Origin of the sequence: Pseudomonas sp. LG1E9 (genome assembly GCF_003290225.1) — a bacterium.
Classification (GTDB): Bacteria; Pseudomonadota; Gammaproteobacteria; order Pseudomonadales; family Pseudomonadaceae; genus Aquipseudomonas; species Aquipseudomonas cyclaminis.
In genome coordinates this window covers 3,742,834-3,769,524 of sequence record NZ_CP029983.1, presented here as the reverse complement: position 1 = coordinate 3,769,524, position 26,691 = coordinate 3,742,834, and the positions used below count along the sequence as shown (strand labels likewise).

The 26,691-nt window shown below is 60.1% G+C and carries 31 protein-coding genes, 1 tRNA gene and 2 pseudogenes; 10 read left to right on the top strand and 24 right to left on the bottom strand.

What is annotated here, in order from left to right:
* Window positions 1–236: 236 nt before the first annotated feature.
* A tRNA-Leu gene (locus tag DNK50_RS17250) sits at window positions 237–323 on the bottom strand.
* Between the two features lie 325 nt (window positions 324–648).
* On the opposite strand from DNK50_RS17250, the gene DNK50_RS17245 reads away from it, so the two are divergent.
* The gene (locus tag DNK50_RS17245; protein ID WP_112195361.1) at window positions 649–1,107 is read left to right on the top strand and encodes a GFA family protein; all 459 of its coding nucleotides are present in this window, start codon (window positions 649–651) and stop codon (window positions 1,105–1,107) included.
* A gap of 2 nt (window positions 1,108–1,109) precedes the next feature.
* Here the strand turns inward: DNK50_RS17245 and DNK50_RS17240 are convergent, their stop codons facing one another.
* Complete coding sequence (locus tag DNK50_RS17240; protein ID WP_112195359.1) at window positions 1,110–1,637, bottom strand: DinB family protein; 528 nt, start codon at window positions 1,635–1,637, stop codon at window positions 1,110–1,112.
* Window positions 1,638–1,738: 101 nt separating this feature from the next.
* Here DNK50_RS17240 and DNK50_RS29215 point away from each other — a divergent pair.
* Window positions 1,739–1,816 (top strand): annotated as a pseudogene (locus tag DNK50_RS29215) (DUF533 domain-containing protein); the annotation flags it as partial.
* Between the two features lie 25 nt (window positions 1,817–1,841).
* On the opposite strand, the gene DNK50_RS17230 reads toward DNK50_RS29215, so the two are convergent.
* From DNK50_RS17230 to DNK50_RS17195, 8 genes are all read right to left on the bottom strand, one after another.
* Complete coding sequence (locus DNK50_RS17230; RefSeq protein ID WP_099583065.1) at window positions 1,842–2,651, bottom strand: hypothetical protein; 810 nt, start codon at window positions 2,649–2,651, stop codon at window positions 1,842–1,844.
* Between the two features lie 18 nt (window positions 2,652–2,669).
* Window positions 2,670–3,017, bottom strand: coding sequence for a DUF2493 domain-containing protein (locus DNK50_RS17225; protein ID WP_099583063.1), 348 nt, complete (start codon window positions 3,015–3,017; stop codon window positions 2,670–2,672).
* Window positions 3,018–3,082: 65 nt separating this feature from the next.
* Complete coding sequence (gene mgtA / locus DNK50_RS17220; RefSeq protein ID WP_099583062.1) at window positions 3,083–5,797, bottom strand: magnesium-translocating P-type ATPase; 2,715 nt, start codon at window positions 5,795–5,797, stop codon at window positions 3,083–3,085.
* 234 nt (window positions 5,798–6,031) lie between these two features.
* Entirely contained in the window at window positions 6,032–6,325 is a 294-nt protein-coding gene (locus DNK50_RS17215; RefSeq protein ID WP_112195357.1) for a hypothetical protein, read from the bottom strand.
* Between the two features lie 317 nt (window positions 6,326–6,642).
* Window positions 6,643–7,254: a LysE family transporter gene (locus tag DNK50_RS17210; RefSeq protein ID WP_112195355.1), complete on the bottom strand. Its 612-nt coding sequence runs from the start codon at window positions 7,252–7,254 to the stop codon at window positions 6,643–6,645.
* A 73-nt stretch (window positions 7,255–7,327) separates the two neighbouring features.
* Entirely contained in the window at window positions 7,328–8,119 is a 792-nt protein-coding gene (locus tag DNK50_RS17205) for an AraC family transcriptional regulator (RefSeq protein ID WP_112195354.1), read from the bottom strand.
* A 96-nt stretch (window positions 8,120–8,215) separates the two neighbouring features.
* Window positions 8,216–8,686, bottom strand: coding sequence for an arsenate reductase ArsC (locus DNK50_RS17200; RefSeq protein ID WP_112195352.1), 471 nt, complete (start codon window positions 8,684–8,686; stop codon window positions 8,216–8,218).
* A 13-nt stretch (window positions 8,687–8,699) separates the two neighbouring features.
* Window positions 8,700–9,983, bottom strand: coding sequence for an arsenic transporter (locus DNK50_RS17195; protein ID WP_099583053.1), 1,284 nt, complete (start codon window positions 9,981–9,983; stop codon window positions 8,700–8,702).
* A 227-nt stretch (window positions 9,984–10,210) separates the two neighbouring features.
* Here DNK50_RS17195 and DNK50_RS17190 point away from each other — a divergent pair, with 227 nt between their 5' ends.
* From DNK50_RS17190 to DNK50_RS17175, 4 genes are all read left to right on the top strand, one after another.
* A complete protein-coding gene (locus tag DNK50_RS17190) occupies window positions 10,211–10,426 on the top strand; it encodes a hypothetical protein (protein ID WP_112195350.1) in 216 nt (71 codons plus the stop codon).
* A gap of 315 nt (window positions 10,427–10,741) precedes the next feature.
* Window positions 10,742–11,437 carry an AzlC family ABC transporter permease gene (locus tag DNK50_RS17185; protein WP_112196956.1) on the top strand — a complete coding sequence of 232 codons (696 nt, stop codon included), beginning with the start codon at window positions 10,742–10,744 and terminating at the stop codon, window positions 11,435–11,437.
* Window positions 11,434–11,745 (top strand): AzlD domain-containing protein, encoded by a 312-nt coding sequence (locus tag DNK50_RS17180; protein WP_099583048.1) that lies wholly within the window; start codon window positions 11,434–11,436, stop codon window positions 11,743–11,745. The genes DNK50_RS17185 and DNK50_RS17180 overlap by 4 nt, the downstream gene beginning before the upstream one ends.
* Before the next feature lie 170 nt (window positions 11,746–11,915).
* Complete coding sequence (locus tag DNK50_RS17175; RefSeq protein WP_112195348.1) at window positions 11,916–12,269, top strand: hypothetical protein; 354 nt, start codon at window positions 11,916–11,918, stop codon at window positions 12,267–12,269.
* 144 nt (window positions 12,270–12,413) lie between these two features.
* On the opposite strand, the gene DNK50_RS17170 is transcribed toward DNK50_RS17175, so the two are convergent.
* The 11 genes and pseudogenes from DNK50_RS17170 to DNK50_RS17125 form a co-directional block, all read right to left on the bottom strand.
* Complete coding sequence (locus DNK50_RS17170) at window positions 12,414–13,118, bottom strand: YoaK family protein (protein ID WP_112195346.1); 705 nt, start codon at window positions 13,116–13,118, stop codon at window positions 12,414–12,416.
* Between the two features lie 69 nt (window positions 13,119–13,187).
* Window positions 13,188–14,226 (bottom strand): annotated as a pseudogene (locus tag DNK50_RS17165) (ATP-binding cassette domain-containing protein).
* 124 nt (window positions 14,227–14,350) lie between these two features.
* Window positions 14,351–15,379 (bottom strand): DNA topoisomerase IB, encoded by a 1,029-nt coding sequence (locus DNK50_RS17160; RefSeq protein WP_112195344.1) that lies wholly within the window; start codon window positions 15,377–15,379, stop codon window positions 14,351–14,353.
* A 72-nt stretch (window positions 15,380–15,451) separates the two neighbouring features.
* Window positions 15,452–16,531 (bottom strand): molybdenum ABC transporter ATP-binding protein, encoded by a 1,080-nt coding sequence (gene modC / locus DNK50_RS17155; protein ID WP_112196955.1) that lies wholly within the window; start codon window positions 16,529–16,531, stop codon window positions 15,452–15,454.
* Window positions 16,532–16,536: 5 nt separating this feature from the next.
* Window positions 16,537–17,217, bottom strand: coding sequence for a molybdate ABC transporter permease subunit (gene modB / locus DNK50_RS17150; RefSeq protein ID WP_099583044.1), 681 nt, complete (start codon window positions 17,215–17,217; stop codon window positions 16,537–16,539).
* Complete coding sequence (modA, locus tag DNK50_RS17145) at window positions 17,218–17,976, bottom strand: molybdate ABC transporter substrate-binding protein (RefSeq protein WP_112195343.1); 759 nt, start codon at window positions 17,974–17,976, stop codon at window positions 17,218–17,220.
* Window positions 17,977–18,094: 118 nt separating this feature from the next.
* Window positions 18,095–19,153 carry a nitronate monooxygenase family protein gene (locus tag DNK50_RS17140; protein ID WP_112195341.1) on the bottom strand — a complete coding sequence of 353 codons (1,059 nt, stop codon included), beginning with the start codon at window positions 19,151–19,153 and terminating at the stop codon, window positions 18,095–18,097.
* A 106-nt stretch (window positions 19,154–19,259) separates the two neighbouring features.
* Window positions 19,260–20,306 (bottom strand): bifunctional DNA-binding transcriptional regulator/O6-methylguanine-DNA methyltransferase Ada, encoded by a 1,047-nt coding sequence (gene ada / locus DNK50_RS17135; RefSeq protein ID WP_112195339.1) that lies wholly within the window; start codon window positions 20,304–20,306, stop codon window positions 19,260–19,262.
* Window positions 20,307–20,381: 75 nt separating this feature from the next.
* Entirely contained in the window at window positions 20,382–21,047 is a 666-nt protein-coding gene (gene alkB / locus DNK50_RS17130; RefSeq protein ID WP_112195337.1) for a DNA oxidative demethylase AlkB, read from the bottom strand.
* A 4-nt stretch (window positions 21,048–21,051) separates the two neighbouring features.
* Window positions 21,052–21,216 carry a hypothetical protein gene (locus tag DNK50_RS28955; RefSeq protein ID WP_177411537.1) on the bottom strand — a complete coding sequence of 55 codons (165 nt, stop codon included), beginning with the start codon at window positions 21,214–21,216 and terminating at the stop codon, window positions 21,052–21,054.
* Window positions 21,217–21,241: 25 nt separating this feature from the next.
* Complete coding sequence (locus DNK50_RS17125; protein WP_027606593.1) at window positions 21,242–21,544, bottom strand: DUF1883 domain-containing protein; 303 nt, start codon at window positions 21,542–21,544, stop codon at window positions 21,242–21,244.
* A gap of 212 nt (window positions 21,545–21,756) precedes the next feature.
* On the opposite strand from DNK50_RS17125, the gene DNK50_RS17120 reads away from it, so the two are divergent.
* Complete coding sequence (locus DNK50_RS17120) at window positions 21,757–22,110, top strand: hypothetical protein (protein WP_099583038.1); 354 nt, start codon at window positions 21,757–21,759, stop codon at window positions 22,108–22,110.
* Window positions 22,111–22,131: 21 nt separating this feature from the next.
* Window positions 22,132–22,362, top strand: a complete 231-nt coding sequence (locus DNK50_RS17115; RefSeq protein ID WP_112195335.1) for a hypothetical protein — start codon at window positions 22,132–22,134, stop codon at window positions 22,360–22,362.
* A gap of 7 nt (window positions 22,363–22,369) precedes the next feature.
* Here DNK50_RS17115 and DNK50_RS17110 read toward each other — a convergent pair whose 3' ends face one another.
* A complete protein-coding gene (locus DNK50_RS17110) occupies window positions 22,370–22,651 on the bottom strand; it encodes a hypothetical protein (RefSeq protein WP_032885705.1) in 282 nt (93 codons plus the stop codon).
* 141 nt (window positions 22,652–22,792) lie between these two features.
* Window positions 22,793–22,978 (bottom strand): hypothetical protein, encoded by a 186-nt coding sequence (locus tag DNK50_RS17105; protein ID WP_003191311.1) that lies wholly within the window; start codon window positions 22,976–22,978, stop codon window positions 22,793–22,795.
* A 310-nt stretch (window positions 22,979–23,288) separates the two neighbouring features.
* Here DNK50_RS17105 and galU point away from each other — a divergent pair, with 310 nt between their 5' ends.
* Both galU and gorA read left to right on the top strand, forming a co-directional pair.
* Complete coding sequence (gene galU / locus DNK50_RS17100; RefSeq protein WP_003212579.1) at window positions 23,289–24,128, top strand: UTP--glucose-1-phosphate uridylyltransferase GalU; 840 nt, start codon at window positions 23,289–23,291, stop codon at window positions 24,126–24,128.
* 98 nt (window positions 24,129–24,226) lie between these two features.
* Window positions 24,227–25,585, top strand: a complete 1,359-nt coding sequence (gorA, locus tag DNK50_RS17095; protein WP_112195333.1) for a glutathione-disulfide reductase — start codon at window positions 24,227–24,229, stop codon at window positions 25,583–25,585.
* Here the strand turns inward: gorA and DNK50_RS17090 are convergent, their stop codons facing one another.
* Complete coding sequence (locus DNK50_RS17090; RefSeq protein ID WP_112195332.1) at window positions 25,586–26,593, bottom strand: DNA-binding protein; 1,008 nt, start codon at window positions 26,591–26,593, stop codon at window positions 25,586–25,588. It abuts the gene before it with no gap.
* Window positions 26,594–26,691: the final 98 nt, after the last annotated feature.

The window sequence follows — 26,691 nt, the reverse complement described above, 5'->3', positions numbered from 1 at the left end:
TCTGAGCTACCGCACTATTGGTCGGCCCATCAGGTGTTCATTGGTCATACGGCATTCCTTGCCGGGCCATGCCCGGGCGGCGGAGTGGGAAAACTCAAACGCTATATGCACATAGAGCAGTCGAGACGTGAAAGGTTTGGGAGTGGTGTTCGTCGGCAGGACGCCGGGGGAAGGGAATTGCGGAACAGAAAAGATAAGGGCCTGCCCAGGTTTCCCCGGCAAGCCCTTGATATCCTTGGTGCCCGAACCCGGAATCGAACCGGGACGCCCTTACGAGCGGGGGATTTTAAGTCCCATGCGTCTACCAGTTTCGCCATTCGGGCGGTAGCGCGATGCAGCAGGGTTGGGAATATATAGATCCAGGCGCGTATGCGCAAGGCCGCACAGCAGCTTTGTTGTGCGCGGGCCAGGGTGAAAAAGCTCGAAAGATCAGTGATCTACGGAGGCTTTAAGAGAAAATTCAGAGGATTCCCACGGCTTGGGAACAAGACTCATACCAAACAGCCTTAGCGATATGCCACCTTGGCAGCCCGTCAATGCATCGGTTGACGCGCCGTATCCGCAAACGTTCGTTTATGGCGCCAACCTGTTCAAGGCCAAACCTGGACGCTACCCTGCCACTCCCCTAATCATAAAAAGGAATGAGTGATGAGTGTCCAGACCCCGCCCCAAGAAGGCAGTTGCCGTTGTAATCGTGTGCGTTTCAGTGTGAGTGAGGCGCCTGTGATCACCATGGCCTGCCATTGCACGGGGTGTCAGAAAATGACCTCCAGCGCGTTCTCCCTCAGTGCGTTGATCCCGGCCAGCGCCTTCACCGTGACCCAGGGCTGCCCGGTGACCGGTGGCCTGCAAGGGGTGGACCGTCATTATATGTGCCCACATTGCATGAGCTGGCTGTTTACTCGCCCCCATGGCATTGATGAGTTCGTCAATGTGCGTGCGACCTTGCTGGATAACGCCAGCGAGTATGTGCCGTTCATGGAAACCTGGACCAGCGAAAAACTGCCCTGGGCCACGACCCCGGCGGTCGAAAGCTTTGCGCAACTGCCTGAACCCCAGGACTTCCCGCGTTTGATGCAGGCCTACGCCGTGTTCAGTGCCCGTTGACGTCAATCGATCAATGCCAGCAGGTCCGTGTCGCCGACATCCACCCCGGCTTGAGTCAGCAGGGTCGTCGCCTGGCCCCGATGGTGGGTCTGATGGTTGAAGAAGTGCAGCAGGAGGCTGGCAAACGGCTTGTCGGCGGCAACGCCACGCATGTTGTGGTAGTGCAGGCGTAGGTCGAGGTCGGGCTCGCGCAACAGGTTGGCCCAGTCGATGATCAGTTGGTCCAGCCAGGTGCGGCGCGCCGCCAGTGCGCTCAGGTCGGCGAAGGCCAGGTGCATGAGATCGACAGGCATGGCAAGGGCCGCCAAGGGGGCCAGCGCGGTAGAGCCTGCAGGGTGTTGGGCGAAGCGCTTGAGCCAGACCGTATCACCCAGCACCAGGTGGTTGAGTGTGCCCAGGATCGAGCCGAAAAAAGCCTGGCGATCCGCGCGTAACTGCGCATCTGAAAGCTTGGCGGCGGCCTCATAGACCTTGCGGTTCATCCACTGGTTATAGGTCGCCATCAGTGCGATCTGCTCGATTCGGTTCACGGGTGTTCCCTGGTTGGCTGCGCGCCCGCTCGGCGGCGGTCATGGTGTTCCGGCAGCGGCGGGCTATGGTTGTTGAACGCCAATACTACGCCAACGCGTCCTTCCAGACAGTCGACCAGTTTGATGGCCCCGAAGCCGAGGCCCACAGCCATGCAGTGTTGCGCGCCTTGATTGCCAGCTGCGTCTGGAGCAACAGGCCAAGGCCTAGAACCGCAACGTAGCGCCGGTCGTCAACCATTGTTCACGCTCGCCGATCAGGCTGCGCCCAACCACAACGTCCACATCGACGTATGTCCCGAGATGCAAGCGTGGCCCAGCCTGCCATGCCTGGTCGCCGCCGGCCTGACCATAACGCTCGGCGATCAGCGTCAGCATCGGTACCGGCTGATACTCAAAACCGGTGCCCCAGGTCAGGCGGTGTTTTTCATCGCCGTCGTTATAGGCATGGGTCCAGCCGGCATTCAGATTCAGGCGCAGCGGCGCCAGCGGCTGCCACGTCAGGGGGACGTTGAAATCCGCGCCGTCATACGCATGCCTGCGGTCCTGGGCAAAGTGCGCGCCGCCGGCAATCGCCAGCTGCAGCCCAAGATCATCCCGTGACAGCACCTGGGCCTTGAGTTGCGGGCTGAGCTGGCTTTCGCCGCTGGCACGTGACAGTGCTGCGCCCCATTGCACCGCAGGCATCGCACTGAACGTACAGGCCGGCGACAGTGTTTCGCTGTGGCTGCTGCCGTCGTGGCGATAAGCGCTGTACCAGGCGTCTACGTTGCATTCGCCTGGCGCGTTGATAGCACCGTCATCGACCACATAGGCGCCGCCAGCCGCATTGGCCTTGGATATCACGGCGATGAGCAAAATAAAGCCCAGCGTCAGGCCGATAAACATTAAGTTATGCCGCAATGCACGGCGTTTAGCCGGCGGCAACAGCAGCAAGCTGTGGCGCACATTACGGCCGTGACGCGCACGGTATTTGGCAAACCCGTCAGGGCGTTTGGGAGTGTGTGGGGTGTGCATGATGCACCTCGCTTGAGTTCAGCTTTCTACAGTCAGCACCGAAATGCCGCTGGCTTTGGCTTGGCAGACCAGCTCCGATGTGTCCTCACCACCCGGCAGGGCGATGACCACATCGGGGCGGCTGTCGGTCAGCATGAAGTGATTGCGCTGGCGTTCGGCCTGCTTGCCATGGCGTTGCCAGTTGGGCGGGTAACGCACTACGTCGATCCCGATTTCCCGGGCCCATTCCTCGATGTCACTGCCGAGGAACTGGTTGCCGCCGTGGATCAATACCTGCACCGGGTGCAGGCGGTGGTAAGCGTCCAGCACGTGGCGGGACTTCTTGGTGTCGGCGTAATGACGACCTGCACAGATCAAGATGCGCATAGTCCGGTTCCTTGTGAGGCACGGCGGCGGCCCGGCGACCGCCGCCGTTTAAACGGCAGGGGTGATCAGTACCACTGCTTGAAGCGGCGGATGTAGATCGTTTTCATCAGTTGGGCCACGCAGCAGTAGCTGACCAAGGTGCCCACCAGCCATGGGAAGTACGCCAGCGGCAGCGGTTGCAAGCCCACCAGGGTACCCAGAGGCGAGAACGGCACGTAGATCCCCAGCACGATCACCACGCAGGTCATCATCAACACCGGCCAGGCGGCTGTGCTCTGGAAGAACGGGATCTTGCGGGTGCGCAACATATGCACCACGAGGGTTTGCGAAAGCAGGCCTTCGATAAACCAGCCGGACTGGAACAGAGTCTGCATCTCGACGCTGTTGGCGGCGAACACGTACCACATCAGCGCAAAGGTGGTGATGTCGAAGATCGACGAGGTCGGCCCGATCCACAGCATGAAACGGCCGATGTTTTTCGCATCCCACTTGCGTGGCTGGGCCAGGTATTCCTTGTCCATCTTGTCCCACGGCAACGCCAACTGGGAGATGTCGTACATCAGGTTTTGCAGCAGCAAGTGGATTGCCAGCATCGGCATGAAGGGGATGAAGGCACTGGCCACCAGCACCGAGAACACATTGCCGAAGTTGGAGCTGGCGGTCATGTTCAGGTACTTCATGATATTGCCGAAGGTTTCGCGGCCCTTGAGCACGCCTTCTTCCAGCACCATCAGGCTCTTTTCTAGGAGGATGATGTCGGCGGATTCCTTGGCGATGTCGGTGCCGCTGTCCACCGAGATGCCGACGTCGGCATCGCGCAGGGCCGGGGCATCGTTGATGCCGTCACCGAGAAAACCCACGGTGTGGCCGTTGGCTTGCAGGGCCTTGAGCACACGGGACTTCTGCAGCGGCGTGAGCTTGGCGAACACCGTACGTTCTTCAACGTGACGTGCCAGGCTGGCGTCGTCCATCAATTCGATCTCCACCCCCAGCAGCGGCCGGCCGGGCTCAAGGCCGACCTGACGGCAGATCTTGCTGGTGACCACCGCGTTGTCGCCGGTCAGCACTTTGACCGCTACGCCGATCTGTTGCAGTGCAGCAATCGCAGGGCCGGCGGTTTCCTTGGGTGGATCGAGGAAGGTCAGGAACCCCTGGATCACCAGGTTGCGTTCATCGCCGGTGGTGTACTGCTGGCGTGCCAGCGCCTTGGGGATCGTGCGAGTCGCCACCACCAGCACCCGAAAGCCGTCTTCGTTGTAATCGTTGGCAATCGCCAGCAGTTCCTCGCGGCGGCGTTCATCCAATGGCACGGCGGCGCCGGCGTCCAGCACATGGGTGGCAATGCCGAGCATCTCTTCCACCGCGCCTTTGCACACCAGCAGATGGTCGTCGGCCGCGTCCTTGACCACGATGGACAGGCGACGGCGGACGAAGTCGAAGGGCAATTCATCGACCTTGCTGTAGGCGAACGGCACCTGGAATTTCGGATTCTGCTCTGAAAACTGCACCACTGCCTGATCCATCAGGTTCTTCATGCCGCTCTGGTGATAGCTGTTGAGCCAGGCCAGGGACAGCACGGCATCATCGCGTTGGCCAAAGGCGTTGACGTGATGTTCGAGGATGATTTTGTCCTGGGTCAGGGTGCCGGTCTTGTCGGTGCACAACACATCCATGGAGCCGAAGTTCTGGATCGCATTCAAGCGCTTGACCACCACTTTGCGCTTGGCCATGGCCGTGGCGCCCTTGGCCAGGTTGGCGCTGACGATCATCGGCAGCATTTCCGGGGTGAGGCCCACGGCCACCGCCAGGGCAAACAGGAAGGCGTCGCCCCAGTCACCTTTGGAGAAACCGTTGAGGAAGAACACGATCGGCACCATCACCAGCATGAACCGGATCAACAACCAGCTGACGCTGTTCACTCCACGGTCGAACGCGGTCTGCACCCGTGAGCCAACAATCGCCTTGGCCAGGGAGCCGAAATACGTACGCGCTCCGGTGGCCACCACCACGGCCCTGGCCCGGCCGCTGACCACGTTGGTACCCATGAAACAAATGTTTGGCAGGTCCAGCAGGTTGCCTTGATCGGCGCTCACCGGGCCGGCGGATTTTTGCGTGACGTCGCCCAGGGTGTCGTACTTCTCCACCGGCAAGGCTTCGCCGGTGAGCACGGCCTGGCTGATAAACAGATCGCGGGATTCGATCAGGCGGATGTCGGCGGGGATCATGTCACCGGCCGAAAGCTGCACAATATCGCCGGCCACCAGGTCGCGCATCGGCACTTCGCGCAGGGTCGGTTGGCTGCCCACCTGCTCACGGCGCAGCACGGTAGCGGTGGTGCGGACCATGGCTTTCAAGGCCTCGGCGGATTTGGCCGAGCGGTGCTCCTGCCAGAAGCGCAGCAGGCTGCTGAGCAGGACCATGGTCATGATAATGATGACTTTGGTCGGGTCAGCGTCTTCACCTGCCTGCATCGGCAGCCAGCAATCGGTAAAGAAGCTGATGGCGCCCAGGGTCAGTAGTACGTAGATGAACGGGTTGTTCAGTGCGTGCAGGAACTGGATGAGTGCATGGGGCGGCTTGTCGTGGGCAACTTCGTTATAGCCTTCCCGTTGCAGGCGGGCAGAGGCGTCCAGTTCGGTCAGGCCATCCTGGGTGGCACGGACGTTGGCGAGGGTGGCTTGCAGGCCGTTGTGGGCTTCGCGGGCGGCACGCATCGACAGTCTGGTGCCTTCGTCGATGCCTTTTTTCTTGTTCAGTGGCGTGTTTTTTACGGCGCTCATTGTTTGTACTCCTGTCGCCGGCGCTCGACAAAACATACCGGTACTTACCTGATTACAGGCGAGCAACAGCATGCCGGGCCGCCAACTTGGCGATCGGTTTAAATAAAGTATTCACATCATTTCTACAGCGCCCGCCAACAGCGTGTTAGTTAACTAACACGCAGCGGGCTACGACTGGATAAGTCCATAAAGAACTCCAGAGTATTAATAAGAAAGTTGCTGTTTCCAGCCAGCTCAGGCGGCGCGGGCGCTCACATACAGACCGAGCATCAAGCTGGCTTGCTCCAGGCTGGAAACCTTCGGTCTCTGAGGGTCTTGAGGGTCGGCGTGGTCCCACTGCTGCACCAATTGGCCGCTTTGCGGGCAGATACGCCAGTGCGCCAGCGGGCGCGCTGGATACACTTGAGGGGAGGGTGCAACAAAGGTCGGGCGGGCCGGGGCAAAGCCTGCGGGCGCCCGGCACAGCTTGGCGCGCAGGGCTGCGGCTAGCGTGCGTACATCAGGCAAAACAAGGAGTTGGAAGGTCATAACACACCTCGGGACCGGACGGGCATCCGGCGAGGCAGTTACGGTGGAGCATCAAGCTCTAGCGCAGCTTACCGGACCGGGGAGGCGAGTCCTGTCATATTCTGGGTTTGGCGCCCGACGCCCGCAAACGCGGTGCTCGGACAGCGACTAGATACTGTGTCCATTGGCTTCTTTTGTGAGGTTTAAAAAAGGCCCCAGTTGCGGGCAGGGGCAATCTACTCAGGCGCTTACAAAATGTCAACGCATGATTAATTAAATTACCCAGTGTTCAGAGTTTATTCAGGCGAGAGGCGCTGGAAGTTACGCGATATATAACTTCATATACCTCGTGCCGCGAGAATCGCCAGATAGATCAATACCAACCCGCAGGTGCCATAACTGATACGTTGCCACAGGGGCGAAGCATTCTTGCGCAACAGGTTCACCAGCGCTGCGATCAGAAAGCAGGACAACACCGATGCCAGCATGAAGCCGGCAAAAAACATCAGGGTTTGCCCATGGCTGGGCGTGGCGCCGACGATGCCGGACAACGCACTGCCCAGCGCGCCCCAGTAAACAATGTTTTTCGGATTAGCCAGGGAAATCGCCGCGCCCACCGCCAAGGCATTCTGTCCGGAACTGGCCGGTGCGTTGCCGGCTTCTGGTAACTGCCACGCATCGATCAGGCTGCGTACGCCGAGCCACGCCAGGTACAGAGCGCAGACAACGGTCAGCGGCACACGCACGGCGTCATGCTGGATAAGCAGGGCAATGCCCGTCAGGCCGATAACGGCCCAGACAGCATCACCGACCAGCGAGCCGATCTGCACCATCAGCGCAGGGGTAAAGCCGTGCAGCAAGCCTCGTCGCAAGGTCTCCGCCAACACGGCGCCAGGGGACAGGCAAAACACAAAACCGAATACCAGCGCGTAGAAAAAGATTGTCAGCATGCCCGCGATCCTTCAAATGAGGAGGGCAGTGTGAAGCGCGGGGCGAAGGTTGTCTTGAACCAGATTGCTCTGCTCAGCGTTTCACTGCGCTCTGGTAACGACCCGGAGTCATGCCGTACGCCGCGCGAAAATGCCGATTGAGGTGGCTCTGGTCGGCGAACCCCAGGTCCTGGGCGACGTCCGACGCGGCGGCGCCGTTACGCAACAACCCCTTCGCACGGCGGGTGCGCAGTTGCATGGCCCACTGGCGAGGGCTGAGTCCGGTCTCTTTTTGGAAGGCCCGTAGCAGGTGGAATTTGGACAGCCCCAACTCGTCGCCGAGGTGGTCCAAGGGCAGCGAGTGATGCAGGTGCTCGGCCAGCAACTCCTGGGCACGCAGGACCATGGCTTTGCCTGTCGCCGTACTGCCGGGCAGGCGTACGCCGCTCATGGCAACCACCTCACCGAGCATCACGACCATGGCGTCTTCATTCAGGTCACGGACCAGCGAATCAGCGCACAACGCGCCTTTCACCGCCGCTGCCAGGCGTTGCGCGAGCAGTGGTTGAACACATAACGAGCGATCAAACTCCAGATGCGCCAGGCCCAGGTCCGCTGCTAATTGATCCGCAGTGACATAAAGGCTGACGAACTGCCACGGTGCGCCATCCGCCGCACCACCGCCTTGAATCTGCCCAGGGTTGTACAGGGTAATGCTGCCCGGCCCAGCGTCGAACTCCCGGCGGTCCAGCCAGACTTTTTCCTCGCCGACCAGGTTTACGCCGATCACACATTCGTCATGGCTGTGGCGGGCGAAGGTCAGGCCGGTGCAGACGGTGCTGCTGACTTCGTAGTGGCCCAGCCAGGCGTGTTGCATCGTGCTCATTGCGCAAGCTCAGTCAGGAAGTGCGCATGAGCATACGCTGGCAGCGCGGGCCAGATCGACTATTGATTGACCCGTTTGAGTCATTGCGTTCTCCCGCTACAACGCGGCGATACGGGATAGCTCGACCTTCAGTCGGGCAGGATCGAGACAGGCAAACGGCAGGGCGAAAAACGCCTGGCAGCGACGTTCGATGATCGTGAGCGTGGCCTTGAACGCTGCGTCCACGCATGCTTCATCGCCGTGGACATCCGACGGGTCCTCTAACCCCCAGTGCGCCTTGAGCGCCGGCCCGAAATACACCGGGCAGGCTTCGCCGGCGGCCTTGTCGCAGACGGTGATAACCAAATCCGGTGGGCTGCCTTCAAAGGCGTCGTTGCCCTTGCTGTACAACCCTTCGGTACTGATGCCCGCCGCCTGCAGCGTGCTCAGGCTGCGCGGCAGCACCTCGCCCTTGGGAAAACTGCCTGAGCTGATGGCCTCGAAACCTTGCGGTGCGAGGTGGTTGAACACTGCTTCGGACAAGATGCTGCGGCAGCTGTTGGCGGTGCACATGAACAGGACTTTCATTGCAGTCTCTCCGTCAGACACTCAGGCGCAACGCGAGGGCGGCGAGGGTGATCAGCAGCACCGGCAAGGTCAGCACAATCCCGACCTTGAAGTAGTAGCCCCAGGTGATGGTGATGCCTTTGCGTGCCAGGATATGCAGCCATAGCAGGGTGGCCAGGCTGCCGATGGGGGTGATTTTCGGGCCCAGGTCGCTGCCGATCACGTTGGCGTAGATCATCGCGTCCTTGACCACGCCCACGGCATGGCTCGACTCGATGGACAGCGCGCCGATCAAGACCGTCGGGAGGTTGTTCATCGCCGAGGACAGCAAGGCCGTCAGTACCCCGGTGCCCATGGCCGCGCCCCAGACACCGTAAGTGGCAAAGGTATCAAGCCAGGTCGCCAGGTAGGTGGTGAGGCCAGCGTTACGCAAGCCGTAGACCACCAGGTACATGCCCAGGGAGAAAATCACGATCTGCCACGGAGCTTCCTTCAGCACTTTGCGCGTGGAGATCTTGTGGCCCTTGGCGGCGATCACCAGCAGGAGCACAGCGCACACTGCGGAAATCGCGCTGATCGGAATGCCCAGCGGTTCCAGTGCAAAGCAGCCGATCAACAGGATCCCCAGCACCCACCAGCCGGCACGGAAAGTGGCGCGGTCATGGATGGCGCTGGCGGGGTCTGCAAGGTCGGCGGGGTCGTAGGTGTGCGGGATGTCGCGGCGGAAGAACCACAGCAATATGGCGAGGGTGGCCGCGACGCTGACGAGGTTGACCGGCACCATCACTGCCGCGTATTCGTTGAAGCCGATCTTGAAGTAGTCCGCCGATACGATATTCACCAGGTTCGACACCACCAGCGGCAGGCTTGCCGTATCGGCGATAAACCCTGCGCCCATGACAAACGCCAGGGTGGCCGCCGGTGAAAAACGCAGGGCCAGCAGCATCGACATGACAATGGGGGTAAGGATCAGCGCCGCGCCGTCGTTGGCAAACAGCGCCGATACCAGCGCACCGAGCAGCACCATATAGGCAAACAACCGCCGACCACGCCCACGGCCCCAGCGCGCCACATGCAGGGCGGTCCAGGCAAAGAACCCGGCTTCATCCAGCAACAGGCTGATGATGATTAGCGCGACAAACGTACCGGTGGCGTTCCAGATGATGTGCCACACCACCGGGATATCGCCCAGGCTGACCGCGCCGCAGGCCAGGGCCAGGATCGCGCCGAGGGTTGCGCTCCAGCCAACGCCGAGGCCCTTGGGCTGCCAGATGACCAGGATGATGGTGACGATGAAAATGGCAACGGCGACAAGCATGAATTAACGCTCCGGCAGCTCAGCAGCGATGCTGGCCCGTAGTGGTCTGCAACCATGGGGAGTTGTATGGCGGTTAGGGAATATACGTATTTCCCCATATTTCAGCCAAACTTTGTTTCAAATTGACCTGGATCAAACACCGGCAACTCAGCCACAAGTGATTGAAATTAAAATGAAACACGAATGTCCTAAAGTGCCCGCCCATTGCTGAAGAAGGAAGCCCCCGCGTGCCCCGTGCCACTCGTAACCTGCGCAAGACCTTGGATTCCGTCGCGGAAAATAACGAAACCGCGGCGTTCGACCTGATGCGCGCCGTCGAGAAACTCGGCGATGAAGTGCTACGCCAGCGCCTGCTCAATACCATTCACCGGCTTAATCAGGATGCTTACGAGCTGCGTGAGGCGCGCGATTCGGTCGAATGGGTGTCGGTCAAACTGGCGTGATGGGGCAGTGCAGTCGTCCATATTCGGTTAACTATTCATAGGAACCAGTGCCGGTGACAGCGCCAATCGGATGAGGACATTCCAGAACCCGATAGGTATTGACATGCTACCTCCCATCGCGTTTTCCCATCTGCCATCCACACCGACCGCGCAACAGGCTGGTCTATCGCCTGCTGTGATGCAGCCTTCAATGCCGACCCTATAGCCCCCCCCAACGGGCAGTTCCGCGTACAGCGGATGCGCGCAATATCGTTCAAGACAATCTTGATACCGGCAGGCATGCTTGGCGACCCCCAGCCGACGAGCCCGTTTCAGATGCCCAATGCCTTGCCTCTCCACGCGTTTTCCCGCGGCGCAATTGCAGTGATTCCCTTGTCGTTGGCCTGTGCACCCTGGGGGTTGTTGGCCGGTTCCATGGCCATCGATGCACAATTCACCCCGCTGCAGGCCCAAGGCCTCTCCGCCATTGTGTTTGCCGGTGCCGCACAACTGGTGGCCATTGGCATGGTCAAGAGCGGTGCCAGCCTGATTTCCATCGTGCTGACCACGTTGCTGCTGACGTCCCAGCATTTGCTGTACGGCATGCATATGCGTCCAACGTTGTCGGCACTTGATAGCCGTTGGCGCATGAGCCTGGGGTTCCTGCTCACCGACGAGTTCTTTGCCTTGGTCAGCCACTACGACCGCCAGACCTTCAATCGCTGGTATGCCTTGGGCGTCGGCCTGACGTTTTATATCATCTGGAACCTGTTCACCCTGGCTGGCATTGTGCTGGGCAAAAGCATTCCCGGTCTCGATCAACTGGGCCTGGAGTTTTCCATTGCCGCGACTTTCATTGCCTTGATCACCCCCGTGGTGCGGGATGTGCCTACGGTGGTCTGCGTAGCGGTGTCATTGCTCTGTTCAGTGTGGCTGAGCTTCCTGCACTGGGAGTCGGCCGTGGTGGTGTCTGGTGTGCTGGGCATGAGCGCAGGCTTTGTCTGCAAGCGACTGGGAGTAGGGCAGCCATGATTTACCTGATGATTGTGGCCATGGGCCTGGTGGTGTTTCTCAACCGCTACCTGTTTATCGAACCTCGCCTGCCGGTGCGCCTCAACCGTGGCGCGCGGGAGTTTCTCGGGTTTGCGGTGCCGGGGATGCTGACAGCGATTTGCGGGCCGATTATTTTTCTTGCCGACCACCAGCTCAACCTGAGCCCGGCCAACCCGTATTTGCTGGCGGGTATCAGTGCGGTCGCGTTGATGTTCTGGACACGCAATGTGCTGCTCACGGTCGTGCTGAGCATGGCACTGTTTTATCTGTTCCGTTGGTGGCTCTGACGCGCAGACGAAAAAAAGCCCGCGGGAGGGCGGGCAGAAGGGAGTCTTCAAAAATGAGCCAGGCCACTATAGGTGGCGTTCGCCTGCGTCACCGTGAAACAAAATTCATCCAGGCGCCAGTCAGTTGCGCGGCAATGCTACAGTCGCGTTTTTTTCAAGGAGGCGATGGCATGCACAAGGTGGTTATAGGCGCATTGGTCGTGGCAGCACTGGCCGGCTGCGCAGGTTCGAAGATGAACGAAGCGCGCTCGGGAGCGCCCTACAAGACGCTGGCATCGGACAAGTCCACGGTGGTGGTTGCCGAGTGCATTCAATTTGGCTGGCAGGATGAAAGCGTCTACGGCGTCGATGCCAGTGGCTTCAAGGAGCCGAATGGCGCCGGTGGTTTCACCGTCTATACCAGGGGCGGGGATTACTTCGCCGATGTGCAAAGTGCCGGTGCAGGATCGTCCATCAAGTACTACGCCGGCGAAGACACGATGCCCGCCAAACGTCGATTGGCAGCGCTGGCGACTTGTCTGTAATCCGTTGCCTTAGTGTTTTTAGGAAACGCCCGGCGGGACAGCCGCCGGACATTGGCTTATTATTCCCACCGCTTGCCCGGCGTGATGGCTCTTTACCGGTACACGGACGTCGAGGCCATACCGTCGGGCGAGCATCTTTAGCCCTTATCGCGGCATAAACCCCAAGTGCCAGCGACGCGGAATCTTCAGCGACACCAGCCCCAACACCCCAGCCAACCCACTGCTGACCAGCAACGCCTTCAGGCCCATATGCTGCTCCAGCAACGCGCCAATGACTGCACCCACAAACATGCCGCCCCACGGGATCAACTGCACCCGCCAGCCGTTACGCCTTTCCCCCAGCATCCAGCGACCCAGGCCACGACCAAAGCGTGACAGCGCCCCGGTGACATAGGTAAGGCCCACGGGCAAACCGTTGACCTCTTCGACGGCCGCATTGAGCATGCCCATTGCGATGATCGCCGCCAGCAGCGCGGGTAAGGTATCGTCTGATGGCCACAGCGCACCGGCGCACAAAAAAGCCGCGATACATAACAGCAAAGGCAGCGTATGCCGCCGGCCAAAGCGACTGACCACCACGCCCAATGCGTTGCCGACCACGAAGGTGGCGACCAGCACTAACAAGCGCCCCGTCAGCCCCAGATCGCCGGCGCTGATCGCTACGGCCAGGCGCGTGGTGTTGCCGCTCATGAACGAAACAAAATCTCCGCTGGCCATAAAGCCGATGGCATCGGTCATACCGGCCAACACCGAAAGACTGGCCACCAGCATCAAGCCGACTCGGCCGCGCCAACGCTGTCGATGGGCGAGTGCAGCATTGGCGTAAGGCTTGCGGGACGAAGGCAGCATAGGGCCGGGTTCCTCGGTGAGATTATCCGGCCACTACGGTAGGACGCTTTGCGCCCACACGCAATGACCTCAGGCAGCGTCCAGTCGCCAGCCATCCGGCGTCCAGCGCAACCGGTGGGTCGGCCGGATCGCCTGCACAAACGCCGCATCATGGGACACCACCACCATCGCTCCGCCAAACCCTTGCAGCGCCTGCTCGAAAGCCGTCACTGATTCCAGGTCCAGGTGATTGCTGGGTTCGTCGAGCAGCAACAGTTGCGCCGGCACATGGCGCCACAGGGCGATTGCCATGGCGGCTTTCAGGCGTTCGCCGCCGCTGAGTTGCGCGACCGGTTGGATCACGCGCAGCGCGTCCAGTTGCAGCAAGGCCAAGCGCGTGCGCAGCTCGGCTTCGGTCAGCGGCGTACCCAGCAGGTTGAGCTGCTCGATGATCGAGCGATGATTGTCCAGCAAGCCCAGACGCTGATCGATATAGGCACTGGGCACATGCACGCTGCATTCCCCTGCGACCGCTTGCCATTGGCCAGCCAAGACTTTGAGCAGCGTGGACTTGCCGCAACCGTTCGGCCCATGCACGGCGACACGTACCGGGCCCGTGAGGTGGAGGTTGACGCAACTCGCGGGCAGCCATGATGATCGCAACCCGGGCCAGTTGTCCGCCGCTGAGTTGCTCGGCAGGCGTGTCGACACTCAGCTGCGACAATCCCGCTGTATCCAAAGCGCTGCGCAAACGGTCCGCGAGGTCCCAGCGTTCATCGATCGTCGCCAGGTCATCCACACTGGCGGTGCCTCTGGCCATACGATCCAGTGCCGCCAAGGTGTTAGCGGTTCCTGTGAGGCTGGCGACGGTATCGCCCGGCTCGACCACCACGGCCTGAGGCACAAACGCCACGCTCGCCCGGCGATCCAGCGTGCCGCAGGAGGGTGACAACTCGCCGGCGATCAACCTCGCGAGGATACTTTTGCCACAGCCATTGCGCCCCACGATGCCGGTGGGCGTAGGGTCGATGGACAGGGTGAGGTCTTCCAGCAGGGTTTCGCCATTGGCGAACTGGAAGTACAGGTGTTGCAGGGAAACCAAAGCGGGCAGCCGGTTGACGTGAGTCATCAGCACCTCCAAAGCAATGTCGAACAGGCCAACAAGCACGCCAGGCGGCTCGTTGCAGGTACATTCTGGAAGGCTTAGTGGTTCACGTCGGCGGTCATCCCGTGGGGCAGAAAGGAGGTAAAGCCTAACTCGCCTCGGCGAGCTGTTCAAGGAACATGGCCAGCGCGACTTCCTCCGCCTTGAGCCCTTTGCGCACCCGCGGCTTGGGCAATCTGGACAGCTCGCCCAGGCTGAAATGCTCCAATACCGCCGGGTGTATGTAGCATTTTCGGCACACCGCCGGTGTATTCCCCAACTGCCGGGCAACGTCCTTGACCATCGCCACCACATGCCGTTTGGCGTCGGATTCCGGCTGCCATTCCAACTCGCGCAACACCGCCAGCGCCAGGGCGGTGCCGGCCCAGGTGCGATAGTCCTTGGCGGTGAAATCGGCGCCGGTGAGGCTGTGCAAGTAGGCGTTTACATCATGGGAACTGACGGTGTGTCGTTCGCCGTCTGCGTCCAGGTACTGGAACAGGTCCTGACCGGGCAATTCCATGCAGCGCTTGACCACGTTGGCCAGGCGCCTGTCCTTGACGCTGACCTGATGCTCCACGCCACTTTTGCCGCGAAACTGGAACTGTATCTCGCTGCCATTGATGTCCACATGGCGGTTGCGCAGGGTGGTTAAACCGTAGGATTTGTTGTCGCGGGCGTATTGGGTATTGCCGACGCGGATCAAGGTAGCGTCCAGCAGCATCACCACGGTGGCCAGGACTTTTTCACGGGTAAAGCCAGGCTCGGCCAGTTGGGCCTCCAACTGCTTGCGCAACTTGGGCAGTGCGCTACCGAACGCTTGCAGGCGTGAGTACTTGTCGGTGTCACGTACTTCGCGCCAGCGCGGGTGGTAGCGATACTGCTTGCGTCCACGGGCGTCGCGCCCGGTGGCTTGCAGATGGCCACGCGGGTCGGCGCAGATCCACACGTCGGTGTAGGCGGGCGGGACGGCGAGGGCGTTGATACGCTTGATTTCCTCGTCGTCGTCAATGCGCTCACCCTTGGCATTGAAGTACTGGAACTTGCCGCGCACCCGCTTGCGGCGAATGCCGGGTTGGGTGTCGTCAACATAATGCAGGTCGCGGGGCAGGTCGGCGGGGATCGCGGAGTCGGGCATGGCGGGTTCCTTGGCAACAAATCAGGCCGGTATGTCTGATTGACCGCAGCGCTGTGCGGTCGTGCCAAATGCTTACGCCAGCACCGCGACTGCCTTGATCTGTGCCCACAGCGTCTGGCCCGGATGCAGTTGCAACTGGTCGCGGGAGAAGCGCGTGATGCGCGCCAGCAATGGCGTGCCCTCGGCTTCCAGGCGCACCAATACATGGGCGCTGTTGTCTGCGGGCGTTTCCTGGATCACCGTTACCGGCAGGCGATTGAGGATGCTGCTCGGTTCCGACCCTTGCAGGCTGAGGCTCACGTCCCGTGCCTGCACCTTGACCCGCAGCGCGTGGCCCACGGCCATCGGTGCATGGGCCACGCGCATGGACAAGGCGCTGCCCGGCAGATGCAGGGTCAGCAACTGGTAATGCGCGTCGTAGGCAGTGACCGTGCCGTTGATCACCACACCGGCATCGTCGCCCCGTGCCAGCGGCAGGTCGAGCCGCGCCAGCGTTTCGCCAATCGGTCCGCTGGCCAGGGCCTTGCCGTCACTGAGCAGGACGATATGGTCGGCCAGGCGTGCGACCTCATCCTGGGCGTGGCTGACGTACAGCACCGGAATATCCAGCTCATCGTGCAGGCGTTCCAGGTACGGCAGGATTTCGTTTTTGCGCTGGCTGTCGAGGGCGGCCAGCGGTTCATCCATCAACAGCAGTTTCGGGCTGGTGAGCAAGGCACGGGCGATGCCGATGCGCTGGCGTTCACCGCCGGACAAGTGCAGCGGGTTGCGCTCCAACAGGTGACCGATCCCCAATAGCGCCGTGGCCTGGGCCATATCCACCCGGCGCTGTAGGCGGGGAATGCGCTTGAGGCCGAACTCCAGGTTGGCCCGCACAGACAAATGCGCGAACAGGCTGGCCTCCTGGAAGACGTAACCCAGCGCACGTTTATGGGGCGGTACGAACAACCCGCTGCGGCTGTCTTGCCACACGTCATCGTTGACTTGGATGAAACCATTTTCGGCCCGTTCAAGCCCGGCGATGCAGCGCAGGCAGGTAGTCTTGCCGGAGCCGGAATGCCCGTACAGCGCGGTCACGCCACGGCCTGGCAGATGCAGGTCCACGTCCAGCGCAAACCCGGAATAACGGAGTTGCAGGCGTACATTAATCATCGACATCAGCTCCAGCCCATCCTGGTTTTACGGCTGGAGTACAGCGCCAGCAACACGAGGAACGCAAATACCACCATGGCGCCGGCCAGCCAATGGGCCTGGGCGTATTCCATGGCTTCCACATGGTCGTAGATCTGCACCGAGACCACGCGGGTCTTGTCCGGAATATTGCCGCCGATCATCAGCACCACGCCGAACTCACCGACGGTGTGGGCAAATCCGAGGATCGAGGCCGTGATAAAGCCTGGTCGCGCCAGGGGCAGGATTACCGTAAAAAAAGTGTCCCAGGGATTGGCGCGCAGGGTCGCGGCCACTTCCAGTGGGCGAGTGCCGATGGCGGAAAACGCGTTTTGCAACGGCTGCACCACAAACGGCATGGAATAGATCACCGAACCAATCACCAGCCCGGCAAAGCTGAAGGTGAGGGTGCCCAGGCCCAGCCATTGGGTGAACTGGCCGAAGTAGCCATTTGGCCCCATGGTCAACAGCAGGTAGAAACCGATCACCGTCGGTGGCAACACCAACGGCAGGGCCACAATGGCGCCAATCGGGCCGCGCCACCACGATTGGGTGCGCGACAGCCACAACGCAATCGGCGTGCCAATGACCAGCAGGATCACGGTGGTCAGCGACGCGAGCTTGATGGTCAACCAGATAGCGGAAAAATCGGCACTCGATAGGGGCATTTACTTGGCCAGCTCGTAACCGTAGGACTTGATAACGGCAGCGGCTTTTGGCCCTTTGAGGTACTCGACCAGCGCTTTGGCAGCAGCGCTGTCTTTGCCTTTGTTCAGGATTACCGCGTCCTGTTTGATCGGGTCGTGCATGGACGCCGGAACGATCCACGCCGAACCGCTGGTGACTTTGCCGTCTTTATAGATCTGCGACAAGGCGACAAAACCCAACTCGGCGTTGCCGGTGGATACAAACTGGAAGGCCTGGGTGATGTTCTGGCCCTCGACGAGCTTGTCCTTGACCTTCTCGCTCAGGCCTTCTTTCGCCAGTACCTGGGTGGCGGCCAGGCCGTAGGGCGCGGCTTTCGGGTTGGCGATGGACAGGTGCTTGAAGTCGTTGTTCTTCAAGACGTCGCCTTTGGCATCTACATAGCCTTCTTTGGCCGACCACAGCGCGAGGGTGCCCACGGCGTAGGTGAAGCGCGAGCCTTTGACGGTATCACCTTCGCTTTCGAGTTTTTGCGGAGTGGTGTCGTCGGCGCTCAGGAACACTTCGAACGGCGCGCCGTTCTTGATCTGGGTGTAGAACTGGCCCGTGGCGCCGTAGGCCGCGACCAGTTTGTGACCGGTGTCTTTTTCAAAATCGGCGGCAATCGCCTGGATCGGTGCGGTGAAGTTGGCAGCGACGGCCACCTGCACTTCATCGGCGTGGGCCGAACCGAAAGCGAACGCAGCGACCAACACGGCCAGGCGTGAGGCGTGAATCATCATGGAGCAGCTCCTTGGAGATGTACGGCATGTTATAGGTAGAAGGGCTAACCGCTATGTATGGGAATATATAGCGGTTAGCCATCGCCGGTACAGCGCAAAGTTGCTCCAGACGGCCGGACTATTTGAGTTTGGCCAGCGCGTGTTCCGCCAGCTCGCGGGTCAGGTCATAGGTGGTTGCGTCTTTGCCAAGGCGCAATGCCTGGCCCGACCAGAGATTGCTGAACCCGGCTTCGTCCCTGGCCTTGAGCGGCATCAATGCACCGCCAGCACGCGGAAACGCGGGAGCTGTCGGGTTGATTGCACCCAGTTCACGCATCACACGGTTGACGATGCCCCGCGCCGGGCGGCCGGTGAACAGGTTGGTCAGCGCGGTTTCGCTGGCCTGGGCATGGCGCAGTGCATGGTGATGGGACGCGCTGACCGTCGCTTCAGGGGTGAATAGATACGCGGTGCCAATCTGTACCGCGCTAGCGCCCAGGGCAAATGCCGCGACAATACCCCGTGCATCGCCAATGCCTCCGGCGGCAATCACTGGCACGTTCACGGCGTCGACAATCTGGGGTAGCAGGGCGAACAGGCCGATCTGCGTGTTGAGGTCGTCGCTGAGGAACAAGCCCCGATGACCGCCAGCTTCACTGCCCATGGCGATGATCGCGTCGCAGCCGTGCTGTTCCAGCCAGACGGCTTCTTCCACGGTGGTGGCCGACGACAGCACCTTGGCGCCAGTGGCTTTTACCCGATCCAGCAAGGTTTTTTCCGGCAGGCCGAAGTGAAAGCTGACGACTTCGGGCCGGAATTCTTCCACCACCTGGCAGGCGGCGTTATTGAACGGTGCGCGGTCACTGACCGGGGTGGGCGCATCAAAGTCTGCGCCCAGCTCGCGGTAGTAAGGCTCCAGCAAAGCCTTCCAGCGACGATCCCGTGCCACGTCCACTGCAGGCGGTTGGTGGCAGAAGAAGTTGACGTTGATGGGGCGCTTGCTGGCCTGGCGGATGGTCGCAAGGGCCTCGCGCAGTTGTTCGATGTTCAGTGTCGCAGCAGGCATCGAACCGAGTGCTCCAGCTTCGCAGGCCGCGATGACCATGGCGGCAGAAGTGGCGCCGGCCATAGGCGCTTGGATGATGGGCAGGTCGATGCCCAATAGGTCGAGAATGCGCGTGTCTGGCCAGGTGCTCATGGGATGCGTCTCCAGCGGTCGTCGGACTTTTCGCTGTTTTAGCAGGGCGTCCGCCATCCGGCCAGTCTGTTTTATTCACTGGACGACGCAGGGGTTTCGTGCGCGTTTAGTGGTCGCGTTCGCGGTCAAGCAATTGCCGCTTGCGCTCAACGCCCCAGCGATAGCCCGACAAATCACCATTGCTGCGCACCACACGGTGACAGGGAATCGCCACCGCCAGCCTGTTGGCGCCGCAGGCCTGGGCGACGGCCCGGAACGACTTGGGCGCGCCAATGCGCTCGGCAATCTGCCCATAGCTGGCGGTGTCGCCCACCGGAATGTCGCGCAAAGCCTGCCAGACCCTTTGCTGGAACGCAGTGCCGCGCAAGTCCAGCGGCAAATCCAGCCCCAGAGCGGGTGCCTCGATGAACCCCACGACATGGGCGACCAATTGCTCGAAGTCGTGATCGGCGCCCACCAGGTCAGCCTTGGGAAACTGATCCTGCAGGTCACGCACCAGTTGCTCCGGCTCATCCCCCAGCAGGATCGCGCACACGCCGCGCGTGCTCTGGGCCACCAGGATCGCCCCCAAAGAGCATTCGCCGACGGCAAACAGGATTGCGCTGTTGGTGCCACCGGCCTTGTAGTCAGTGGGTTTCATCCCCAGCAACTGGTTGGCCGACTCATAGAAACGGCTGTTGGAGTTGAAGCCGGCGTCGTACAGGGCATCCGTCACCGTCTGCGTACCCTTGAGCCCGGCGCGCATTTTTTGCGAGCGATGGGCGCTTGCGTAGCCTTTGGGCGTCAGGCCGGTGACGGCTTTGAAGATCCGGTGGAAATGGAAAGGGCTCAGCCCGGCGAGTGTGGCGAGGGTGTTGAGGCTGGGCGGGGTAGCCGCCTGCTCGATGTGCCGGCAGGCGTCAGCCACCCGTTGGGCGTCCTGCGCGGCGCGTTGTGTCTGGTCGCCGGCGGCACGTTTGCTGGGACGATAACCGGCGGCTTCGGCCTGCGCCGGCGTGTCGAAGAACTCGATATTTTCCGGGCGCGGCAAGCGCGAAGCGCTGCTGGGACGGCAATACACGCCGGTGGTTTTCACACCGTACACGAACAGTGTGTCAGCTTTGGAATCGCGGGCGAGAATCGCCGCCCAGCGCGGATCTTGTTCAGTAGTCATGTTCGGCACTCTTGACGGATCCAGGTCAGATTAGCCGCGCCTCACCGGCCAGGCACTCCGAAGCTTGCGCTCGAATTAGCCGGCGGTACGAAATGTCAGGTTGATACGTTGTGGCCCCATGACCGGGTGCACACCCTCCTTGATCGGCAAGACACCGTGGAAACGCAGGCGATCAACGCCGCCCCAGACAGCCACGTCGCCATGGAACAGCGAAACCTTTTGGGTTTTGTCACTGCGCTGGTGACCGCCGAACAGGAAAACCGCCGGCAACCCGAGCGAAACCGAGACCACGGGCGCGCTGTACTGGCGTTCATTCTTGTCTTGATGCAGAGACATTTTGGCGCCCGGTACATAGCGGTTGATCAGGCAGGCATCGGGGGCGAAGTCGATAAAGCCGGCATCGGCAGCGGCCAGCACGGCAAGTTGGCGCAATGCATCGGGCAGGGCTGGCCAGGGTTGCTGACTGCGCGGGTCCAGCGGGCTGTAGCGGTACCCACGGGTGTCGGTGGTCCAGCCCAGTGCGCCGCAACTGCTCAACGCCGCCGACATCGTGAAGCCGCCTGGGGTGACCATTTGCCGAAACGGGGATTGAGCCAGCACGCGCCGCAGTTCTGGCAGAAGCCGCTCAATCCAGGGCAGGGCGAAGCCCCTTAACACGTAGGACTGTTCACCAATTTGCTCACGCCGAGCAGGTTGTTGCAGGGCGTCATCGGCGAACAGGTCGACAGTGGGGCCGGGCATGAGCTTACAGCGCCTTGCTCACGTTGATGTCGGTGATCACATCATCGGCATCATGGATTTTGTCCAAGGCTTGGCGGGCCTCTTCCACACTGTTGGTGGTCAACTGGGCGAACTCGAAGCGGCGTTCACCGTTTAGCTTGTATTTGATTACGTATTTGGTGGTGGTCACGGCGATTTCCTGTGGCGTGTTCGGATCAGCTCAGCTTGGTGCTGGTACGACGTACGATGCGAATCTTGTGGGACAACGCGGGTTTGCGCGTAACGCTGATGGCGCGGCGGGTCACTACATCCAGGGTGATGTTCCAGAACCCGGTGCTGGGGGCAGTGATCTTGGCCGGAAACGTGTCAAACGCGCCACCATGGTAAGTGTGGCGGCCGCCATTTTTAAAGCTGCGAAAATTCGCATCGCTCATCAGGCGGATATTGCAAGTCTGCGAGCATTCGATGACGACGATATCTCCCTCATTGAGGTGCTCGCGCTGGTGAATGAATTTCATGAGGTGTCTCCAGAAGGGCTTTTTCTGAAAAATCAGAACGATACGTAGGTTAAGATGGAGTTTATCAGCCCCAGCGCGTTTATTATCGGCCCGTCTTCAACGGCGTCGACAATTTAAAACAGTTATTTACCGAGTTATCAGGGATAAATCCTACGTGGGCGGGAGAAAATTACCATCCCGACTGTCGTAGGATCTTTAAGTGGAGATTTTGTATGAAGTGGAGTGTGTTGGTTCTGGCCTTGGCGATAGGTGGGTGTGCTTCGGTTGCAGATATCAAGCAGACCCCACCGACGCTGGCGGTCATTTCTGGTAAAAAACCCCAGGAATACGCGGCGTGTGTGGTGCATAAACTGTCGGCTACCCGCCGTCCGCCGCAAATCGAACCGCATAAGGACGGTGGTGTACAAGTGATTGTGCCGCAGAAGTTCTCGGCCGATCCTTCGGCGATTTTCGAAATTGATGAGCGCTCCAGCGGAAGCAGCATCAAGCTCTACGAGAGCATGTCCAACGTGCCGATCCGTCCGGGGGATGTCAAAAAGGCCGGGGAAGATTGCATTTCCGGCTGATGCCCTTGTGGAAAACCAGATATGAAGCGTGAACACGTCAAAGCCCGGCAGGCCGAGGGGCAAATCTCGGCGACCCATATCATCCAGAATCCTGCCGACCTGGGCGAGTGGATCGTCTTTTTCAAGAAAAGCGGCGGACGCAGCTTTTTCCTGGTCGACGATCAGGACGAGGTTGAATCCTTCGCACGGCTGGATGAACTGACCGAGATCCTTCGGGAGCTAGGCATCAAGTTTGCCGAGATCCACTTGTAGTCTGTAGTTACTTGCAGACCACCACCACACTACGGTTTTTGAAATTGCCGACGTCCTGGCCCAAGGTCTTGTCGCTTTCTTTCAGCGATGGAGTGCCCTCTGTGCCAACGATGCGATAGCCGGTGCCGGCGCAGGAGGCATCGGCTTTTTCGTAGCAACTGGCCCAGGAGTTGGCTTCGCCTGAGCAGTCGATGGTCAAGCCCTGCTCGCCGTTTTTGAGGTAGACATCAGAAGTAGTGGTGCAGCCGGCAAGTGCCAGTACCGCAGTCAGTGCCAGAAGTTTGTTCATAGTGTTCGTCATCGAGGGTGTGGGAGGGGCGCTGACACTGTCGTGGGGCGTTTTCGGCAGATTATAGCGAACTGCCATCTAGGTACAGACAAACACAAAAAAGCCCCGTCAATCGGGGCTTTTTGCGCAGTGCCTGCAGGCTTACTTGGTCTTCGGCCGTTTGCTCGACGCGTGGCCCGCTTCATCCACAAACACTTCGGCTACGGCAATCGCCATGCTTTCGGTCTCGAAAACACCCGCGACGCTGTCCCCGTGGAAGTTGATCAAGTGCCAGCCGTCTGCTCGCTTGGTGATCAGGTAGCCGTTCACGCCTTTGGGTTCTGACATCTATTAACAATCTCGTGGTCTGGTTCAAGGGCACCATGATAGCGCCAAATGTCGCGGCGCCGCGCAAGTAATTCCAAGTGAGTGTGCCTGGCCGAAAAGCGTGCTAAAAGGGTTTCAGCCCTTTTAAACATAGGGGCAAGGTTGTTTTTTGTCGTGTCGGTGCACAGGTTCTTCGTAAGATAAGTGGAACTTACGCCGACATTTTTTCTCTATGTTGACATCGCAACGCCAGCAGGACCCATTGTAAGGTGACTGCGGCGTGATTAGACTGCGCCGAATTCCGTACGCACAGCCCTTTGTAAGGACTTATATGATCAAGAAATGCTTGTTCCCAGCAGCCGGTTACGGCACTCGCTTCTTGCCAGCGACCAAGGCCATGCCTAAAGAGATGCTGCCGGTGGTAAACAAGCCACTGATTCAGTACGGCGTCGAAGAGGCATTGGATGCCGGTCTGAACGAAATCTCCATCGTCACCGGTCGTGGTAAGCGCGCACTGGAAGACCACTTCGACATCAGCTACGAGCTGGAAAACCAAATCAAGGGCACCGACAAGGAAAAATACCTGGTCGGTATCCGCAAGCTGCTGGACGAGTGCTCCTTCTCCTACACCCGTCAGACCCAGATGAAAGGCCTCGGCCACGCCATCCTGACCGGCCGCCCACTGATCGGTGACGAACCGTTCGCCGTGGTCCTCGCGGACGACCTGTGTGTGAACCTGGAAGGCGACGGCGTATTGACCCAGATGGTCAAGCTGTACCAGAAATACCGTTGCACCATCGTTGCGGTTCAAGAAGTAGACCCTCAAGAAACCAACAAGTACGGCGTGATCGCCGGCGACGACATTGGTGATGGCCTGATCCGCGTACGCGACATGGTTGAAAAACCAGCGCCTGAAGATGCACCGTCGAACCTGGCGATCATCGGTCGTTACATCCTGACTCCGGATATCTTCAAGCTGATCGAAGAAACCGAGCCAGGCAAGGGTGGCGAAATCCAGATCACCGACGCCCTGCTGAAGCAGGCCAAAGACGGCTGCGTGATCGCGTACAAGTTCAAGGGTCGTCGTTTTGACTGCGGTGGCGCCGAAGGCTACATCGAAGCAACCAACTTCTGCTACGAGCACTTCTACAAGACTGGCAAGGCTTACTGATTCACGCTTGCCGCTGCTGAAAAGCCACCTTCGGGTGGCTTTTTCGTTTTTCGGTCCCATGTAAGTCGGTATGCTGATGTCCTGCCGAGGAGAGTGAAATGGCCTACGATTTTGATCTGTATGTAATTGGCGCCGGTTCTGGCGGTGTTCGTGCGGCGCGCTTTGCTGCGGGCTTTGGCGCCAAGGTGGCGGTAGCGGAAAGCCGCTACCTGGGCGGCACCTGCGTTAACGTGGGGTGCGTGCCCAAAAAGCTGTTGGTGTACGGCGCGCACTTTGCCGAAGATTTCGAGCAGGCCAGTGGCTTTGGCTGGTCCCTTGGGGAGGCGAATTTTGATTGGGCGACGCTGATCGCCAATAAAGATCGCGAGATCAATCGCCTCAATGGCATCTACCGTAACCTGCTGGTCAACAGCGGCGTGACCCTGCATGAGGGGCATGCGCGCCTGGTTGATCCGCATCAGGTGGAAATCAATGGCGAGCGTTTCACTGCCAAGCACATTCTGATCGCTACGGGCGGCTGGCCGCAGATTCCGGAGATTCCGGGGCGCGAACACGCTATTGGCTCCAATGAGGCCTTCTTCCTTAAAGAACTGCCCAAGCGTGTACTGGTGGTCGGTGGTGGTTATATCGCCGTCGAGTTCGCAGGTATTTTCCAGGGCCTGGGCGCCCAGACCTCGCTGCTGTATCGCGGTGATCTGTTCCTGCGCGGTTTTGACGGTGCGGTGCGCAAGCACTTGCAGGAAGAACTGACCAAGCGCGGCCTGGACCTGCAATTCAACGCCGATATCGAACGTATTGAAAAACAAGCCGACGGCAGCCTCAAGGCCACCCTGAAAGACGGTCGTGTGCTGGAAACCGATTGTGTGTTCTATGCCACGGGCCGCCGTCCGATGCTGGATAACCTGGGGTTGGAAAACACCGGCGTCACGCTCGATGAGCGCGGTTTTGTGCAGGTCAATGACCTTTACGAAACCAGCGAAGCGTCGATCCTGGCCATTGGTGATGTGATCGGTCGCGTGCAGTTGACGCCCGTGGCGCTGGCCGAAGGCATGGCTGTGGCGCGTCGCCTGTTCAAGCCTGAGCAGTATCGCCCGGTGGATTACGCAATGATCCCGACAGCGGTATTCAGCTTGCCGAATATCGGCACTGTCGGCTTGACGGAAGAAGAGGCGAAGAAGGGCGGCCATAACGTGCAGATCTTCGAAAGCCGTTTCCGGCCGATGAAGTTGACCCTGACAGATTGCCAGGAGAAAACCCTGATGAAGTTGGTGGTTGATGCCGACACCGACAAGGTGCTGGGTTGCCATATGGTCGGCCCGGACGCGGGTGAAATCGTCCAGGGCCTCGCGATCGCGCTCAAGGCGGGCGCCACCAAGCGTCACTTCGATGAAACCATCGGTGTGCACCCTACGGCGGCGGAAGAGTTCGTCACCATGCGCACGCCTGTGGCGGACTGATCAGTCCTCTGGCGTTGCCTCTGGCGCCGCTGCAACGGCGGCGGCCAGGCGCAATGCCTCGATATTGGCCTGGGCCTTGATCAGGTCCAGTTCCAGGGTTTTGTTGGTGTTCTGGTGTTCGGTCAACGCTTCCTGGCGTGATTGGCTCTCCAGCACCGCCACCCGCAGACGCTCCTGAAGCAGGGTGCGCTCGTTGTCGATTTGAATCAGCTGTTCGCTCAGCTTCAGTTGCTGGGCCTGGTCCTTGCGGTTTTGTTCCTGCAACGCCGTCAATTCCTTCGCCGTCACCCGATGCTCGATCAGTAAACGCTCGTTGTCGCGATGCAGTTGAGTGATCTCATCCTGGCGCACCATGGCGCTTTGCTGAGCCTGGCGCAGTTCTGCCTGGACCTGCTGCAGTTGGCCTTCATGGCGACGCTGTTCCTGCTCGCGCTGCTCCTTGATCGCATTACGGTAATGCTCCAGCGCGTCGCGGGCGTGCAGGTGCTTTTCTTCCAGGGAGCGAATCTGTTCGTCCTTGTCGTTGATCCTCAGTTCGTAATCACTGCACGCCTGGCTTAGTCCGGCATTACGGGTCTGCTCAGTCTGCAAACTGGTGCTGGCCGTTTGCAGCGCGGCGCTTTCTTCTGCCAGCGCGGCCGCCTGGATAGCGAATTGCTGCGTGAGTTGGCCGTGGGCCTCTTCAAGGGCTTCGACCTGGGCGAGCAGGGCGGACTTCTGTTGTTCGAACCGCGCCTGGGCCAGATCAATCGGCTCTTGGGCTTTCTCTTTCAAGCGCTGCGCCAGTCGCGAAACCAGTTCACCCAGCTCGTCGTCAATGGGCGCTTCGGTGATGGTGACGCGGGTTTCGCTGTCGTCCAGCTCCTTCAGATAGCGGTGGATCGTGGTTTTTGAGCCGGTATTGCCCATTTCGATTCGTACGGCGTCGATGCTGGGGTTTTCGCCGCGGGCAAGGATCGCCAGGCGTGCCGTTTGAACTACTGCTTTGTTAATGCCGCCGCGAGCCATGGGGTCTCCGTCGATTTAGTACTGTGGTACGTGGTATGTATTTACGTACTGTAACACGAATATAATCTTGTTAAAAATCATGATTTAACAGATGGGAT